Origin of the sequence: Halopseudomonas phragmitis (genome assembly GCF_002056295.1) — a bacterium.
Lineage (GTDB): Bacteria > Pseudomonadota > Gammaproteobacteria > Pseudomonadales > Pseudomonadaceae > Halopseudomonas > Halopseudomonas phragmitis.
Map to the genome: position 1 here is coordinate 2,980,691 of NZ_CP020100.1, position 15,178 is coordinate 2,995,868.

Sequence of the window (15,178 nt, forward strand, 5' to 3'; positions counted from 1 at the left end):
TGTTTCATTGATGAAACAGATCGCGTCGAAACCTTCTCCGCAAAAACACCTATCTAATTAAAATATAAGGCTTTTTATTTTAGGGCATGAGTTCTGCTTTGTTTTGGGCGTTACACCCAACAACATAAGCGAAAAAAAGCCATGGACACAGGATGTATCGTAGGGCTGCGGTATCTGTTGTTCTTTTTCTGCCTGCTGCCTGCCATTGTCATGACGCCTCCCGCATTCGCTGCCGGCGGTGACATCATCATTATCCGCGAGGTCCAGCCTCGTAGCGCAACACGTCCGCCACTGGTACCCGATCCCAATCCTCATATCGTCAACCCCAAGCCCAATGCAGTCATTGATCAGGGGCTGAGCAATCTGACTGCTCCCGGTGAACTCAGCGACAGTGACTTCGCCAATATCACCGGGGGACACGGGATTCAGCACCATCTGACCAATCCTCAGGGGCCGCATGCGGTCGGGGAGCATGTCCAGCGCGGCAGTGCCGGTGTCAATCAGCAGAATATCCCCGCATCGCCTGGAGCCAGCCACAGCGGTGGCAGTCGCCTTGGCAACAATATCGATGGCCAGGTCAATCGAAGCCTGCAGCAGGGCTTGAGCCCACTGCAGCAGTTGCAAGGACGATAATCACAAGGAGTTCGATCATGCGTACAACCATGCAGCACGCCCTGAGTTTTGCTCTGGCGCTGAGCTTCTGCGCGCAGCTCTCGGCGGATCAGCAAGATCAGGCCCAGATCCATAATTCGCTCCAGGGCTACAGCGGCAACGCCATGGTCAACCAGGCGGCCGGCAGTGCTCAGCAACAGGTCAATGCTCGGGCCATTGCCGCCGGCGAGCACGCCTCGGTTCAGGTCCGCCAACAGCGCGACCAGATTGCCGAAGAGACCGGCCAGTTGGATGCCAGCAGTCATATCACAGGCAATGCATTCAGTGCCGGCAACGGCATCCTGGGGGTCAATCAGAGTGCCGGTGTCGGCAATCAGCAGATCAATGCTTTCAGGCTGGGTTTTGGTGCTCTGCCAGAAAGCCTTGACGACAGTGGACTGGCGCAAAGCGCTGCGCCGCTGTCGCTCAACTCGGGTGCAGAAGTACCCAACAACGGCGAACGCCTGGTCGAGATCGATGACCAGGCCTTTGTGGGAAGTCGTGGCGCGGTGCAGCTGAACCAGAGCGCGGGGGTTGGTAACCGGTCGGTAAACAACCTCGGCATACGGATCATCGATTGATCCGTTGGCAGTCAACTAAACGCAACACAAGGAGATCCACATCATGAAGACGCAAAGAGTACTCACTCCGCTGGCATTCGGGCTGGCTGTAGCCATTTCTGGCTCAGCCTATGCCGTAGGTGATGGGGCTTCTGCGGTGATCTATGACACCCAGAAGAACTTCAACAATGAGGTGCTGAATCAGGGAACCGAGAATACCGCTTCGGTGAATGATTCACTGAACAGTGCTTCGGGCAATGTCGGGGTCAACGTCGCGGCGGGTGACAACAACCAGCAAGCCAACGCTGCAGCGGTGGCCACAGCTGACGCGTTGTTTGTTTTTGGTTTCCCGGTTGTCGCCTCGGCTCAGGCCAGCATCGATGTTCAGCAAAAGGCGTTCAACAACGACCTGACCAACTACAGCGTGCCCAACGATGCGTCGTTGAACAATTCGGCCAACGACACTTCGGGTAATGTTGGTATCAACATCGCCGCTGGCAACTACAACCAACAGAAGAACGACATGGCGATCGCTTCGTCCAGCAGTGCATTCACTGCGGGTGCCAGTGTGAATGTCGAGCAGAAGTCGTTCGGCAACAACACTGACAACCTTGCCGTACTGGACTATGGCAAGCAGTACGTCCACCTCAAGCTCAAAGCTGATGGTACCTATGAAGGGGTGTCTGATCAGATCGGTGACGTATATCTCGATGTCTGGGAAGGGCCTACTCATCCGGGCGGTGCCAATATCGGTCATATCGATGTGGACAGCGCGGCGCAAGGAGCGGTTGACCTGAACGGTGATGGCGGCGCTTTTGCCTTCAACGAAGAAGGAACCCTGGGTCTGAAGGGATCCGTCAGCGGCTATATCCCGGTTGTTGTCGGATTCACCGGGCCGGTCACCAACAATGCCACGATCAACGGTTCGCTGAACAATGTATCGGGTAATGTTGGGGTCAACGTGGCTGCTGGTGGTGGCAACCAGCAGAGCAACTCGCTGGCGATTGCTGCCGGTTGCACCGCCTGCCCCAATGGTGGTGGCGGTGGTGGCGAACTCTGAGCGCAAGCATCTGGACCCGGGCTTTGCCCGGGCTCCAGTAGAGGAGGGCTGCAATGCGTCAGTTGATCATGGCCGCAGTGTGTTTCGCTGCGCTGGGCCTTGGCGCCGAGGTTAGCGAGGCGCGCGGACAGGGGTTTGCCGTTTTGCCGGGCGGCGGTTTGGCTTTCAAGTCAGTTACCAGCATGCGTGAGCGGCGCTATTTGAATCTGGTTGAACAGAAAACCGATTTCAGTTGCGGCGCGGCGTCTCTGGCTACGGTCCTGAACCACGCCTATGGCTGGAGTCTGACCGAAGAGCAGGTTATCGAAGGCATGTTGGCCGAGGCCGATGTCGAGCAGGTCAGGACACTGGGGTTTTCGATGCTGGACATGAAGAACTATGTCGAAAGCATCGGGCTGCGCGCCAGAGGATATCGCATTGAGCCGGAACACCTGGAGCAGGTGCAGATCCCTGCAATCGTGCTGGTGGATATCCGGGGCTACAAGCACTTCGTGGTTATGCAGCGCAGCAGTGATGGCTGGGTCTACATTGGTGACCCGGTTCTGGGGCAGAAGAAGATGCCGCTCGCCGAATTTGCCAATGGCTGGAACGGCATTGTGTTTGCTGTCATTGGCCCCGGCTATGACCGCAACAATGTTCTGCTGACACCGCCAGAACCATTGACCGCCAGACACCGGCTGGACCGGTTCAGCCCGGTCAAGGATGCGGACCTGATGGAGTTTGGTTTTATCCAGAGTGATTTTTTCTAGCGCCTGTGCAAGAGCTATTACGCTCCAGGAGCGCAACATGAACATAAAGATGAAATGCTGCTTGATAGGGAGCCTGGCCTGCTTGAGCCTGCCAGTCAGCGCTCAAGGCCTGTTCCAGCCGGTCGAGCTTAGAGATGCGGAGCTGGCTGAGCTGCGTGGGCGCTATGTGCTGCCGGACCGGGTCATTCATTTCGGCGTCACCATGACCACATTCTGGCAGAACAGCGCAGGTCAGGCGATTGGTGCTCAGGTCAACTTCCAGATGAATGGCAAAAGCGAGCCAAGCCTGCATGTAACCATGCTTGAACAGTTGGGCAACGGCGCAGTAGTCAACCCGGGAACCGGGCAGGTCATTGGCGGAGCAGGGCTGGGTAGCGTACAGGGTGTGGTTCAGAGCGTGCGTAGTGCCGGTGATTACAATGATGCACTGAACGATCTGACCATCAATATCAGCTCGAGCGAGCAGGTCTTTGCTCAAGGCGGTCAACCATGGAATGGCCCAACTCAATTTGCCAATGGTGCAGGTGTAGTCCAGATCAACAAACACGCCGGGGGCTTGCAGATTGCCCTGCAGGCGAACCATGGCCAGGGCAGCGCTCAGCAGATCATGGGCGGAGGCAACCTCTCGCAACAGGCCAATATAGGCGGCAATCTGAACCAGGTATTCAACACCGCTGAACTTAACGTGGCCCTGCGCGAGAGAGCCTTGAGCATGGACCTGGCCAACTGTGCCTGGGAGCAAATGCGGGCTCTGCGCCCGGCAGGCTATTGAACAAGAACCGAATAGCGCAAGGATACTGTCATGTGTCGATACTGGCGTGGTGCGTTACTTGTAGTAATGGCCAGCAGTAGCTGTGCCCTGGCCCAGGGAATGAGCAGTGAAGAAGCAGTGCTGCGTCAGGAGTTGGAGGTACTCAAACAGCGCTATGAGGCTCAGCAAAATGCGCTGATGATACTGGAGCAGCGCCTGCGTCAGTTGGAAGGCCGCACCAGCGAACCTGCTGCGCCCCCCGCAGCTCCGGCAGCAGCGCCTGCGGCGCCCGCTCAACCAGCAACACAGGTCGCCAGGGCAGAAGGTGGTTATGGCCAGACACTAAGAGAGTCATCCGAACCGCCACCTAGCGTTGAGGCTCTGTACCAGGAAGCCAGCGGTTTCTTCGGCGGCGGCACCTTCAGTATCGAGCCAGGGCTTACCTACAGTTATTACGATACCCGACAACTGTTTCTCAATGGCTTTCTGGCGCTTGATGCGATCTTTCTCGGCAACCTGGGGATCGATGAGATCAAGGCCAACACCTTCACCCTGGACCTGACCGGTCGCTACAACCTGCACCAGCGCTGGCAGTTCGACGTAAACCTGCCGCTGATCTATCGGCGTACCACCTATCAATCAGCAGGTGCCGGAGGCTCAACAGCCCAATTCAGCGAGAAAACCGTTACCGGTGATCCACGCTTGGGCGATATCAGCTTCGGCGTTTCCTACAAATTCCTTGATGAAGCCCCAGGACGCCCGGATGCGGTGGCCAGCCTGCGGATAAAAGCACCTACCGGCAAGGAACCTTACGGCATCAAGTTTGATCGTGTTTCAGGCAACACCAACCTCAGCGTTCCCGAGGATCTGCCGACCGGCAATGGCGTCTGGGCTATCAGCCCTGGTATTTCTCTGGTCAAGACTCTGGACCCGGCCGTGGTGTTCGGCAACCTGTCCTATACCTACCACAAGACCGAAAGTTTTTCAGACATCAGCACCGAGCGTAATGCCAAGGTTCCCGGCAAGGTCGATCTGGGTGATTACTTCCAGTTTGGCCTGGGGATGGCTTTTGCCTTGAATGAACGCATGAGTCTGTCCATGTCGTTTTCCGAACTGATCAGTCGCAGCAGCCGGATCAAGCCTCAGGGCGGCCCCTGGCAGAAAATCAGCGGCAGCGATGCCAATGCTGCCTATTTCAATATCGGCATGACTTATGCCGTGAACAATGACCTGACCGTAGTACCCAGTCTATCGGTTGGTCTGACACCCGATGCGCCAGACTTCACATTCAGCCTCAAGTTTCCCTATTACTTCTGAGCAGGGGGTTACCGCAAGTGATGCTTGTGCAGCAGTCGATAAAAGGTCGGGCGTGAAACGCCCAGCGCAGCTGCGGCTCGGCTGGCGTTGTTGGGAAACAGGCTCAGCGCGTCGCTCAGAGCGTGAGCTTCAGCGCGCAGTATATAGTCGTTGAGTGTATCTATGCGGCTGCGATGCGAGGGGGCCTGCTCCAGTCCCAGATCGAAAGCCTGGATCAGCCGCCCCTCTGCCAGGGCCATGCCGCGTCGAACCCGGTTGGCCAGTTCACGCACGTTGCCCGGCCAGTCGTAGTCAATCATGGCCTGCATGGCGTCCTCACTGAACCGTCGGGGCCGGCGCCCAACCTCAATCGCATACAGTTCGGCAAAATGATGAGCCAGTGGCGGGATATCTTCACGGCGTTCGTTCAGCCGCGCCGTTTGAACCTGCAGAACATTGAGACGGTAATACAAGTCTTCGCGAAACCGCCCCTGTTCGATAGCCTGCTCAAGGTCGATATGGGTGGCTGCCAGAACCCGGACATCGACATTGATCGGCTTGCTGGAGCCAACCCGCTCAATCTGTTTTTCTTGCAAAAATCGCAGCAGGTTGGCTTGCAACTCCAGCGGTAGGTCACCGATTTCATCCAGAAACAGCGTACCGCCATTGGCCTGCTCTATACGGCCAATCTTGCGCTGATGGGCGCCTGTGAAGGCGCCTTTCTCATGACCGAACATCTCTGACTGAATCAGGTGCTCGGCAATGGCCCCGCAATTGACGGGCACGAACGGCCCGCTGGCCCGCCGTGAGCGCCAGTGCAATGCTCTGGCCACCAGCTCTTTGCCGGTGCCACTGTCACCTCGAATCAGGACGGGGGAGTCAGTGGGTGCCAGTTTGCCAATCAAACCGTTGAGCTGTCGGGTGAGCTTGCTGTCGCCAATGATCTGGTAGCCTGCATTGATGGGCGTGGGCCGTTTGCGCAGTCTGGCCATGCCATAAGCCCGCCCCAACGCCACGCATACCCGCTCAGGCTCGAAGGGCAGGGTGTGGTAATCGAAAAACCACTCTCCGACAAAATTGCTGAAACTGGGGCACTGCATTGACTCAGGGCGTACAGCGGCCAACCATTCGGTTCCAGCCCGGCCAAGCAGGGCTTTCAAAGGCTCGGCGCGCTTAAGATGTGCATCATGAAGACGGATAAGGCCAACATCAAAGCCCTGGGCCGGAACTTCGGCCAGTTCACAGGTCGTGATGCTCCAGCCGCTGGCCTCCATGCGCGGAATCAGAGTCCGGCATTCCTGGCATGGGTCAACCAGCAGCAACCGGCGTGAATATTTCAAACCGGGGATGAGCTGGGCCAGTCCTTGGGTGTTTTCCATGAGTCTTTATTATGTGAGTGTTGGGGGTACTCCCTAAACATAGCAAGGCAATCCAAACCGGATGGACCGATTTCATCTAAGAGCCAGCAGCTATAAGTGAGTTGATGCATGTAGTGCTATTGTGTCATCAAGCCTTCAACTAGCGGTCATGGCGTCGTCATCCAGGTATGGCGCAATCGCGGTATCCCTCCACCATTTGGGAGTACAGCGATGCGTATCACGGTTATTGGGTGTGGTTATGTCGGATTGGTAACGGCGGCCTGTTTTGCCGAAATGGGCAACGATGTGATCTGTGTCGACCAGGACCGGGAACGGATCGCCGCGCTGTCTGACGGTCGTTCACCCATCTATGAGCCCGGAATTGAAGCCTTGCTGGCGGTCAATCTCAGCGGCCGCAGGTTGGCTTTTACCACGCGTCTGGACCAGGCCCTGGAACGCGCCGAGGTAGTCTTCATTGCGGTCGGTACGCCATCGAGCGCGGATGGTTCAGCGGATATTTCACAGATTCTCTCGGTAGCCGCCAGCCTGGGCCAGTACCTTATGGCGCCAGCGATTGTCGTCTGTAAATCGACCGCGCCGGTCGGTACCGCCTGTCGGGTTCAGGCGATTCTCGACCAGCATTGTGCTCGTCGCCATCTGAACTGGCGGGCCAGCGTGGTGAGCAATCCGGAGTTTCTCAAAGAAGGCGTGGCGATCAATGACTTCATGCGCCCGGACCGGATCATCATCGGGACTGAAGATGATCATGCCGCCGAGGTCATGTGCGCGCTGTATGCGCCATTCGTGCGCAACCACGAGCGGATTTTGCTCATGGGCCGGCGCGCCGCCGAATTCAGCAAGTACGCCGCCAATGCCTTCCTGGCCACCAAGATCTCATTCATGAATGAGATGGCCAGCCTGAGCGCCAGGCTTGGGGTGGATATCGAGCAGGTGCGCAAGGGGATCGGTTCAGATCAGCGAATCGGCCACCAGTTCATCTATGCCGGTTGTGGTTATGGTGGCTCCTGTTTTCCCAAGGATATTCGCGCCTTGTTGCACATGGCCGAAGCAGAGGATCAACAGTTGCCGTTGCTGAGCGCTGTTGAGGCGCGTAACAGTACGCAAAAGCAATGGCTGTTTCGTCAGATCAGCACACGGCTTGGCAGCAATTTGCGTGATATGACCGTGGCGATCTGGGGCCTGTCGTTCAAGCCAGGCACCGATGATATCCGTGATGCGCCAAGCCTGGTGCTGGTCAAATCCTTGCTGGATGCAGGAGTACGGGTGCAGGCGTTTGACCCGGTCGCAGGAACGAATATCGCCAATCAGTTTGCTGCCGCGGTGGCTCGGGGCCAATTACAGTTGAGTGAAGATCAGTACCAGGCCGCTCGCTTTGCCGATGCGCTGGTGCTGGTGACTGAGTGGAAGCAGTTTCGCCAGCCGGACTTCATTCGTTTGCGTGAGCTGATGCGTCGCCCGTTGTTGATTGATGGGCGCAATCAATATGATCCGCAGGCGTTGCAGGCGCAGGGGTTCGAGTATGTCGGGGTAGGGCGACCCAGTGCCGAGCCGCAACAGCGGCCAGCACTAAGGATCGCCTAGGAAACTGCGCTCAGAACTCGTATTTGAGGCTGGCCTGAATGGTGCGTTCGGCGCCGAACCAGCAGTTGTTTTCGTCGTAGCAACTGTAATAGCGCTCATCCAGCAGGTTGTTGACCGACAGCCGGATACTGGCACCGGCCAGGCTAGTGTCCAATTCGCTCAGGTCATAACCAACGGACAGATCAACCAGACGGGCCGAAGGCACCTTGCCGCCGGTGTTGCGCTCGTTCAGTTCTGCCTCGCCGATATAGCGCCAGCCCAGTCCCAGACTGGTACCGGCCAGCGGGCCATTGTACAGCTCGTAGTTGGCCCATAGAGCAACCTGCTGCTCGGGAATCCATACCGGGGTGGTGCCCTTGAGGCCGCTGTTGTCTTTGGTCACCTCTACATCCTGCACTGTCCATGAGCCGCTCAGGTGCAGGCTGTCAGTCACCTGGGAGGCCAGCTCCAGCTCCACACCCTGGGAGCGTACTTCGCCGGCCTGGATCAGATCATAGGGACCGCCGTTCGGGTCGCGGGTCTGGACGTTGTCCTTGGTGATCCGGTAAACGGCCAGTGAACCGCTGGTGCGCCGGTCGGGGGCTGCGTACTTGATTCCAGCCTCCCACTGCTGGCCGTTAGAGGGTTCGAACTTGCGGCCATTGCGATCACTGCCGTTCATCGGCTCGAAGCTTTCGGCATAGCTGACGAACGGTGCCAGACCATTGTCGAAGCCATACAGCATGCCAGCGCGATAGGTAGTCTTGTTCTGCTTGAAGCTGTCATTGGTGGCGAAGCCGTATTTGACGCCTTTTTCGCTGCCCTTGAAGTGGTCACGGCGTACCCCGGCAATTACCACCAAGCGGCCGAGACGCATCTGATCCTGGAAGTAGAACCCGGTTTGCCGCTTGCTCAGATCGAATTTGCTGCTGTAGCCCGACGCGGCGAAATCCAGACTACCGGGATCGATCAGATGATGGTTGGGATTGAACAAGTCGATATCCGGTGCTAGCGCATCTTCATACCGAATCCGCGAATCCAGATCCAGGTAGTCGAGCCCCAGCAGCAGGTTGTGCTCCACTACGCCGGTACGCACCAGGCCAGACAACTGGTTGTCCATGGTTACGCCCTTGCTGCGCTCATCGGTCAGGTAGGCGCGACGGCTCAGCGTCCGCTCGTCAGCGGCCAGAACCGTGGAGTAGGTGTTTTTCTGCAGTACATCAGCATCCAGGAACCGGGTGTTGTGCAGGAAGCTCCAGTTGTCGTTGAACTGATGGCTGATCTTGTAGCCAGGCATCAGTACTTCACGGTCAAAGGTGTTCCAGTTAGCGTCACCACTGTAGGTGTCGGGGTCCAGCTTGCCGTTGCTGTTGCGCAGGAACAGGCCGCTGGCCGGCAAGGTGGTATAGATGCCCATGTCCGGATCTTTCTGATAGTACAGATTGAAATTGACCAGTGTGGCGTCAGTGACCTGCCAGTCCAGCGAGGGCGCCAGCATGATCCGCTCCTCCTCGGAGGTCTGTGCCTGACCATCCTTGCTGCGGGCCAGGCCGACAATGCTGTAGGACAGGTTGGAGTCACCCAGTTGGCCGCGAGACTCAATACTCAGCTCACGCAAGTCCTGGCTGCCGATCGCCAGTTGTACGCTGTTGTAGGGATCCTTGCCGGGCTTTTTGCTGATCAAATTGACCATGCCGCCCGGTGGCATATTGCCGTACAGAGTTGACGTCGGTCCCTTGAAGACCTCGACCTGCTCAACGGCCAGCAGGTCGATCTGCGGCTGCAGGTTCCAGTCGTTGTATAGCAATTGCAGACCGTCATAGGCGTTCTGGTAATTGATGAAGCCGCGTACGTTGAACAGATCCAGCCGGGTTACCGCACCACCTCGCAGTTCGGTATTGACGCCCGGGGTGTAGCGTAGAGCGGCAGCTACCGAGTCGGCATTGCGCATGGACAGGGTGTTCTGGTCGATTACCGAGATACTTTGCGGCGTTTCCTGTGGGGCGAGCTGCGTTTTGGTGGCGGTGTTACGCTCGGTATTGCCGTAAATCACGACATCGTCCAGTTCGTGCTCATGCAGCTCGTTGGCCAAGGCCGGAGTGCAGAGCAGCGAAGCAATACTCAAGGCCAGCAGGGAACGCTGAAACGGATGGTGCGACTTCATTGAGGCTCCTGATCAGTGGTCTTACATCAGATGCTAATGATTCGCATTTTATGCATTACTGGCAGCAAGCCACTTAACATTTTGGGGCATACCTATCTCAGGGAAGGAGAGTACCCATGTTGGCAGAGCGTGACCGGAACCCAATACTCCATGCGCGCATCCGGATTCTGAGGTTCGAAGTCTGGTGGATAGATCTCCAGATCGAAGCCATTGACCCCGCAATAGCCAGAGTCCGGCAGCCAACTCTGAATAAACCAGTCGATGAGATGTTCAAGCTGCCCAATCGGGCCATGACAGGGAACCACTGCATATTGCTGGGCGGGAACGCTCAACCTGCTCAAACCTTGATCATTGGCCAGCGGTGCGACTACTCCGGCCCAGTAGGGGATGCGTGCTTCAGGGTGGTTGTCACGCACATCGAGAACACCAATCCGAACCCGTGAACGGGTATCGGCTACGCGCTGGGCAAAGCGCTGCCATAGCCTGGGTACGCTGGTTTTGAAGTCAGGATTGGCAGCATAGAGCCCTGCGATTTCTCCAAAGACCCCCACAAGCTCAAATGCCGGACGTGTCTCAATCCGCACCTGCACCATTTGCTGCAAGACCGGGCTGTTACAGTCCGGTCGCAACGGTGTTCGCAGGCCGATGCGCACACCCCGCTGTCGGTATTGGCCAGGTGGACAGCCAAACATTTGCCGGAAACTGCGGCTGAAGCTGATTTCAGATTCAAAACCACAGGCCAGGGCGATATCCAGTTGCCGTAAGGGGGTATCAAGCAGCAACTCGGCAGCCTTGCTCAGGCGTAATTCACGGATGTACTGAGCGACGCTCAGGCCGGTATGCAGCATGAATACCCGCTGCAATTGCCAGCGTGACCAGCAGCTCAGGCTGGCCAACTGGTCCAGCGACAAGGCCTGGTCCAGGTGAGCATGAATATGCTCAAGCACTCGGCTGATTCGGCTGAAAGATGGGTTGACGATGGACAAAGGGAAGGCCTGACACAGAATACTCCCGCTAGCTTACGGATGAACAGGTCAAATGCAAGTGATTGTCGTTTAGCTTGATTGATGTGGTAGGGATGCTGCCAGGTAAATACGGTATGCTCGGCTTTTTAAGCATTACGGGATTAAGCGCATGGCCGCATATGATTTTGATCTGTTCGTGATTGGCGCCGGTTCCGGCGGGGTACGTGCCAGCCGTATGGCTGCGGGCTTTGGTGCCCGGGTCGCCGTGGCCGAAGACCGTTATCTGGGAGGCACTTGCGTCAACGTCGGCTGTGTACCAAAAAAGCTGTTCGCTTATGCCGCTCATTTTGCCGAAGACTTCGAGGATGCCGCAGGCTATGGCTGGGATCTTCCGGCATCCGGGTTCAACTGGTCGCGCCTGGTCGAAAACAAGAATCGCGAGATTCTGCGGCTCAACGGTATTTATCGCAATCTACTGACTTCGGCCGGCGTTCAACTGATCGAAGGCCGGGCCAGACTACTCGACTCACATACCGTCGAGGTTAACGGCCAGAGCTACACTGCCGAACGAATTCTGCTGGCCACCGGGGGCTGGCCGCATATTCCCGAGTTCCCCGGCCGCGAACATGTGATCAGTTCCAACGAGGTGTTCTACCTGCCAGAGTTGCCCAAGCGCACCCTGGTGGTTGGCGGTGGTTATATTGCTATCGAGTTCGCCAGTATTTTCCATGGCCTGGGCTGTGATTCGACCTTGCTGTATCGCGGCGAACTGTTCCTGCGTGGTTTTGACCTGGGCGTGCGTGAGCATGTCGCCAAGACCCTGAAGGATAAGGGGCTGGACCTGCGCTTCAATGCCGATGTTGAACGCATCGACAAACAGCCCGATGGCAGCCTGCGTGTTGCACTGAAAAGCGGAGAAACACTGGACGCTGATCTGGTGCTCTATGCCACCGGACGCAAGCCGAATCTGGATGGCCTGGGGCTGGAAAACACCGCCGCAACTCTGGATGCCAAGGGCTTTATTGCCGTGGATAGTGACTACCAGACCCAGGACCCGGCAATTTTCGCCATTGGCGATGTAACCGATACCCTGCAACTGACTCCGGTTGCCCTGGCCGAAGGTATGGCCCTGGCCCGCCGGCTGTTTAAGCCAGAGGAGTATCGCCCGGTCGATTATGCCGATATCCCCACAGCGGTATTCTGCATTCCCAATATCGCCACGCTGGGCCTTAGCGAAGAGCAGGCCAGGGCCAAGGGCTACCAGCTCAAGGTGTTTGAAAGTCGCTTCCGTGCCATGCGCAATACCCTGGCCGGACGTAGTGAACAAAGCTTCATGAAGCTCTTGGTGGACAAGGTTACCGACCGGGTGCTGGGCATTCATATGGTTGGCCCCGAGGCAGGGGAGATCGTTCAGGGGCTGGCAGTGGCGGTCAAGGCTGGCGCTACTAAGGCGGTTTTCGATGCAACCCTGGGTATACATCCCACTGCAGCTGAGGAGTTTGTTACCATGCGCACCCCAACCCGGGAGGACTGACAATCCCGGTCTGACACTGCTGGAGCGTACCTGAATGACCTGGTTTTATGCGTTCGATCTGTTCGGTGTGGCGGTGTTCGCCATTACCGGGGCGCTGATGGCCGGACGCAAGTCCATGGACCTGTTCGGGGTGATGGTGATCGCCATCATCACCGCGCTTGGCGGCGGCACTCTGCGTGACGCCATTCTGGATAATCACCCGGTGAGCTGGATTCGTAACGACCTCTATATTCTGGTGGCCGTTCTGGCCGCCATCGGAACGGTTGTCTGGGTCCGTTTTACCCGGCCAATTCACGAAACCGGGCTGCTGGTGGCTGATGCCTTTGGTCTGGCGGTGTTCACCGTGATCGGCACCCAGGTTGCCCTGCAACATGATGTGCCGATCAGTGCTGCGGTGATCATGGGGGTAATGACCGGAGTGGCCGGCGGGGTGATGCGCGATATCATCTGCAACGAGATTCCACTGATCTTCCATAAGGAAATCTACGCCACTGCCTGCATCGCCGGCTCACTGGTGTATATCGGTCTGTATTATCTGGGGATTCCGGAAAACCTTGATATTACTCTGGCTATCCTGACAGTCCTGGCGATTCGCCTGGCAGCAATTCGCTGGCACTTGGGGCTGCCACGGTTCCACCTGCTTGACCGGACACCCCCAAACGACGATCAGTGATGATGGTGGCCGTTGCCATGCCCGTGTTCATGTCCGTGTGACGGCCCATCCTGATCCTCGACCGCTACCTCGACCTCAATCTCACCGGCATGCTCGAATCGCAGCGTCAGCGGGAAACGCTCACCCGCCACCAACGGCTGTTGCAGATTGAACAGCATGATGTGATAGCCGCCTGGCTCGAAACTGATTCGCTGACCTGGCTCAACCACGACCTGTTCAATTTGCTGCATTTTCATCAGACCATCGGCATGTACATGCTCGTGCAGCTCGGTATAGGCCGCTGCCGGAGTCTCGGCACCCAGTAACCGGTCAGCCTGGGATCCCTGATTTTCGATGACCAGATAAGCTGCACCAGTGGGCGCAACCGGTGGCATGGCGCGCGACCAGGGATGATCAATATGTAGCTCCCCGGCCCGGTATTCATGGGCAGAGACCATACCGCTCAGCAGAAAGGCAGCGCTGACTGTCAGAAACGCCTTGATCGACATGCAGAATCTCCTTGCAATAATGAGCCACGAGCCTAGCGCGCCAACTGGTTGCTGAACAAGGCCTATGAACTGGAACCCTCGATATCGGGCCATGCAACCGGCTCTTCAAGCTGATCCTTATGGAAAATCAAGCGCAAAAATGTGGTTTGGTTAACCAATTGGAACAAATATGTGGCTGTTCGCCATCACTCAAATGGCGCACACTGTGTTCAGAGGCGACCGTCAAGGAGTGAAGCATGCCAGCTAGCACCAATGGACTCGCAGTACAAGAACGCAGAAAACTGGAGCGTCATCACGTGAGTAGCAGCCTGGAGGTATTCGATCTGGATACCGGTGAATTTCTGGGACGGGTGGTGGATTTACACACTGAAGGACTGATGCTGCTCAGTGAGCGTCCAATTGAGCTGTATCGCGGTTATACGCTGCAGGTCAACTTGCCGATGATTTTCGATGGCATGCGCGAAATTCTTCTCGATGCGCGCAGTCTCTGGCATCGTGAAAGCCTGGCGGGCGGCCAGTACTGGACCGGGCTGCACTTCACCCATTTGCCGGATGCCTCGCGGCGCTGTATCGAGCGGATGGTCGGAAGCGCTTGATGCTAGACTGGACCCGCTCATGGAGGGGTTCACTGTATGTCCGACAACCTGCCGGTATTTCGTACCCGCAACCTGACCCGCAGCTTCCCAATGGGTGAGGTCGAAATCCAGGCTTTGCGTGGTGTTGATCTGGAGCTGTACCAGGGCGAGTTCGTGGTGATGCTTGGAGCATCGGGCAGCGGCAAATCGACCCTGCTCAACATCCTCGGTGGCCTGGACAGTCCCAGCAGCGGCGAACTTCATTATCGCGACACTGATCTCAGCCATGCCAGCGATGCGACCCTGACGCGCTTTCGCCGTGAACATGTGGGTTTTGTCTTCCAGTTCTACAACCTGATTCCCAGCCTGACCGCGCTGGAGAATATCGCGATTGTCACCGACATTGCCTCCAATCCCATGCCTCCAGCCGAAGCGCTGGCACTGGTGGGGCTGGAAGGGCGCATGCACCATTTTCCCTCGCAACTGTCCGGTGGTGAACAGCAACGCGTAGCCATTGCCCGGGCTGTGGCCAAGAACCCCAAAGTCCTGCTCTGTGATGAGCCAACCGGTGCCCTGGACTCGAAAACCGGTATCCGCGTGCTCGAAGTGTTGCAGGACATCAATCGGCGCCTGGGTACTACTACTGCAGTAATTACCCATAACGCGGCGATTGCCGACATGGCCGACCGGATCATCCGTCTGACCGATGGACGGGTCAGCGAGGTGCGCAGCAACCACAGCAAACGCTCGCCTGCCGAACTGAGTTGGTAGTC

At 57.2% G+C, this 15,178-nt stretch carries 15 protein-coding genes; 11 read left to right on the top strand and 4 right to left on the bottom strand.

All coding sequences use genetic code 11. The features are described from left to right. Window positions 1–141 precede the first annotated feature (141 nt). Genes fapA through fapF form a run of 6 tightly spaced genes read left to right on the top strand, consistent with a single transcriptional unit; the run spans window position 142 to window position 5,088 of the window. The gene (gene fapA, locus BVH74_RS13870) at window positions 142–633 is read left to right on the top strand and encodes a functional amyloid chaperone FapA (RefSeq protein WP_505689804.1); all 492 of its coding nucleotides are present in this window, start codon (window positions 142–144) and stop codon (window positions 631–633) included. A gap of 17 nt (window positions 634–650) precedes the next feature. Continuing rightward, window positions 651–1,232 (top strand): fibril amyloid subunit FapB, encoded by a 582-nt coding sequence (gene fapB / locus BVH74_RS13875; RefSeq protein WP_231705522.1) that lies wholly within the window; start codon window positions 651–653, stop codon window positions 1,230–1,232. A 43-nt stretch (window positions 1,233–1,275) separates the two neighbouring features. Then, on the top strand, window positions 1,276–2,271 hold the full coding sequence (gene fapC, locus BVH74_RS13880; RefSeq protein ID WP_080050645.1) for an amyloid-like fimbrin subunit FapC: 996 nt from the start codon (window positions 1,276–1,278) through the stop codon (window positions 2,269–2,271). Between the two features lie 53 nt (window positions 2,272–2,324). After that, window positions 2,325–3,020 (top strand): fibril amyloid maturation endopeptidase FapD, encoded by a 696-nt coding sequence (gene fapD / locus BVH74_RS13885; RefSeq protein WP_080050646.1) that lies wholly within the window; start codon window positions 2,325–2,327, stop codon window positions 3,018–3,020. Between the two features lie 37 nt (window positions 3,021–3,057). Next, window positions 3,058–3,792 carry a fibril amyloid subunit FapE gene (fapE, locus tag BVH74_RS13890; RefSeq protein ID WP_080050647.1) on the top strand — a complete coding sequence of 245 codons (735 nt, stop codon included), beginning with the start codon at window positions 3,058–3,060 and terminating at the stop codon, window positions 3,790–3,792. A gap of 30 nt (window positions 3,793–3,822) precedes the next feature. Next, complete coding sequence (gene fapF / locus BVH74_RS13895) at window positions 3,823–5,088, top strand: fibril amyloid transporter FapF (RefSeq protein ID WP_080050649.1); 1,266 nt, start codon at window positions 3,823–3,825, stop codon at window positions 5,086–5,088. Window positions 5,089–5,096: 8 nt separating this feature from the next. On the opposite strand, the gene BVH74_RS13900 is transcribed toward fapF, so the two are convergent. Beyond that, the gene (locus tag BVH74_RS13900) at window positions 5,097–6,446 is read right to left on the bottom strand and encodes a sigma-54 dependent transcriptional regulator (RefSeq protein WP_080050650.1); all 1,350 of its coding nucleotides are present in this window, start codon (window positions 6,444–6,446) and stop codon (window positions 5,097–5,099) included. Window positions 6,447–6,656: 210 nt separating this feature from the next. On the opposite strand from BVH74_RS13900, the gene BVH74_RS13905 reads away from it, so the two are divergent. After that, window positions 6,657–8,027: a UDP-glucose dehydrogenase family protein gene (locus tag BVH74_RS13905; RefSeq protein WP_080050651.1), complete on the top strand. Its 1,371-nt coding sequence runs from the start codon at window positions 6,657–6,659 to the stop codon at window positions 8,025–8,027. Between the two features lie 10 nt (window positions 8,028–8,037). Here the strand turns inward: BVH74_RS13905 and BVH74_RS13910 are convergent, their stop codons facing one another. Further along, on the bottom strand, window positions 8,038–10,170 hold the full coding sequence (locus BVH74_RS13910) for a TonB-dependent siderophore receptor (protein ID WP_080050652.1): 2,133 nt from the start codon (window positions 10,168–10,170) through the stop codon (window positions 8,038–8,040). 92 nt (window positions 10,171–10,262) lie between these two features. After that, window positions 10,263–11,156: an AraC family transcriptional regulator gene (locus BVH74_RS13915; RefSeq protein WP_218189136.1), complete on the bottom strand. Its 894-nt coding sequence runs from the start codon at window positions 11,154–11,156 to the stop codon at window positions 10,263–10,265. Between the two features lie 148 nt (window positions 11,157–11,304). Between BVH74_RS13915 and gorA the strand changes: the two genes are divergently transcribed. Continuing rightward, a complete protein-coding gene (gorA, locus tag BVH74_RS13920) occupies window positions 11,305–12,669 on the top strand; it encodes a glutathione-disulfide reductase (RefSeq protein WP_080050655.1) in 1,365 nt (454 codons plus the stop codon). A gap of 34 nt (window positions 12,670–12,703) precedes the next feature. Beyond that, complete coding sequence (locus BVH74_RS13925; protein ID WP_080050656.1) at window positions 12,704–13,342, top strand: trimeric intracellular cation channel family protein; 639 nt, start codon at window positions 12,704–12,706, stop codon at window positions 13,340–13,342. On the opposite strand, the gene BVH74_RS13930 is transcribed toward BVH74_RS13925, so the two are convergent. Beyond that, window positions 13,336–13,830, bottom strand: a complete 495-nt coding sequence (locus BVH74_RS13930) for a copper chaperone PCu(A)C (protein WP_080050657.1) — start codon at window positions 13,828–13,830, stop codon at window positions 13,336–13,338. The two genes, BVH74_RS13925 and BVH74_RS13930, sit on opposite strands and share 7 nt — an antisense overlap. Window positions 13,831–14,066: 236 nt before the next feature. On the opposite strand from BVH74_RS13930, the gene BVH74_RS13935 reads away from it, so the two are divergent. Beyond that, window positions 14,067–14,426, top strand: coding sequence for a PilZ domain-containing protein (locus BVH74_RS13935; RefSeq protein WP_080050658.1), 360 nt, complete (start codon window positions 14,067–14,069; stop codon window positions 14,424–14,426). Window positions 14,427–14,462: 36 nt separating this feature from the next. Next, window positions 14,463–15,176 (top strand): ABC transporter ATP-binding protein, encoded by a 714-nt coding sequence (locus tag BVH74_RS13940; protein WP_080050660.1) that lies wholly within the window; start codon window positions 14,463–14,465, stop codon window positions 15,174–15,176. The last annotated feature ends 2 nt before the right edge of the window (window positions 15,177–15,178 follow it).

What these genes read in the sequence shown, in the direction of transcription:
- fapA (WP_505689804.1), top strand. Translation starts at nt 142, where the DNA reads ATGGACACAGGATGTATCGTAGGGCTGCGGTATCTGTTGTTCTTTTTC.
- fapB (WP_231705522.1), top strand. Translation starts at nt 651, where the DNA reads ATGCGTACAACCATGCAGCACGCCCTGAGTTTTGCTCTGGCGCTGAGC.
- fapC (WP_080050645.1), top strand. Translation starts at nt 1,276, where the DNA reads ATGAAGACGCAAAGAGTACTCACTCCGCTGGCATTCGGGCTGGCTGTA.
- fapD (WP_080050646.1), top strand. Translation starts at nt 2,325, where the DNA reads ATGCGTCAGTTGATCATGGCCGCAGTGTGTTTCGCTGCGCTGGGCCTT.
- fapE (WP_080050647.1), top strand. Translation starts at nt 3,058, where the DNA reads ATGAACATAAAGATGAAATGCTGCTTGATAGGGAGCCTGGCCTGCTTG.
- fapF (WP_080050649.1), top strand. Translation starts at nt 3,823, where the DNA reads ATGTGTCGATACTGGCGTGGTGCGTTACTTGTAGTAATGGCCAGCAGT.
- BVH74_RS13900 (WP_080050650.1), bottom strand. Translation starts at nt 6,446, where the DNA reads ATGGAAAACACCCAAGGACTGGCCCAGCTCATCCCCGGTTTGAAATAT.
- BVH74_RS13905 (WP_080050651.1), top strand. Translation starts at nt 6,657, where the DNA reads ATGCGTATCACGGTTATTGGGTGTGGTTATGTCGGATTGGTAACGGCG.
- BVH74_RS13910 (WP_080050652.1), bottom strand. Translation starts at nt 10,170, where the DNA reads ATGAAGTCGCACCATCCGTTTCAGCGTTCCCTGCTGGCCTTGAGTATT.
- gorA (WP_080050655.1), top strand. Translation starts at nt 11,305, where the DNA reads ATGGCCGCATATGATTTTGATCTGTTCGTGATTGGCGCCGGTTCCGGC.
- BVH74_RS13925 (WP_080050656.1), top strand. Translation starts at nt 12,704, where the DNA reads ATGACCTGGTTTTATGCGTTCGATCTGTTCGGTGTGGCGGTGTTCGCC.
- BVH74_RS13930 (WP_080050657.1), bottom strand. Translation starts at nt 13,830, where the DNA reads ATGTCGATCAAGGCGTTTCTGACAGTCAGCGCTGCCTTTCTGCTGAGC.
- BVH74_RS13935 (WP_080050658.1), top strand. Translation starts at nt 14,067, where the DNA reads ATGCCAGCTAGCACCAATGGACTCGCAGTACAAGAACGCAGAAAACTG.
- BVH74_RS13940 (WP_080050660.1), top strand. Translation starts at nt 14,463, where the DNA reads ATGTCCGACAACCTGCCGGTATTTCGTACCCGCAACCTGACCCGCAGC.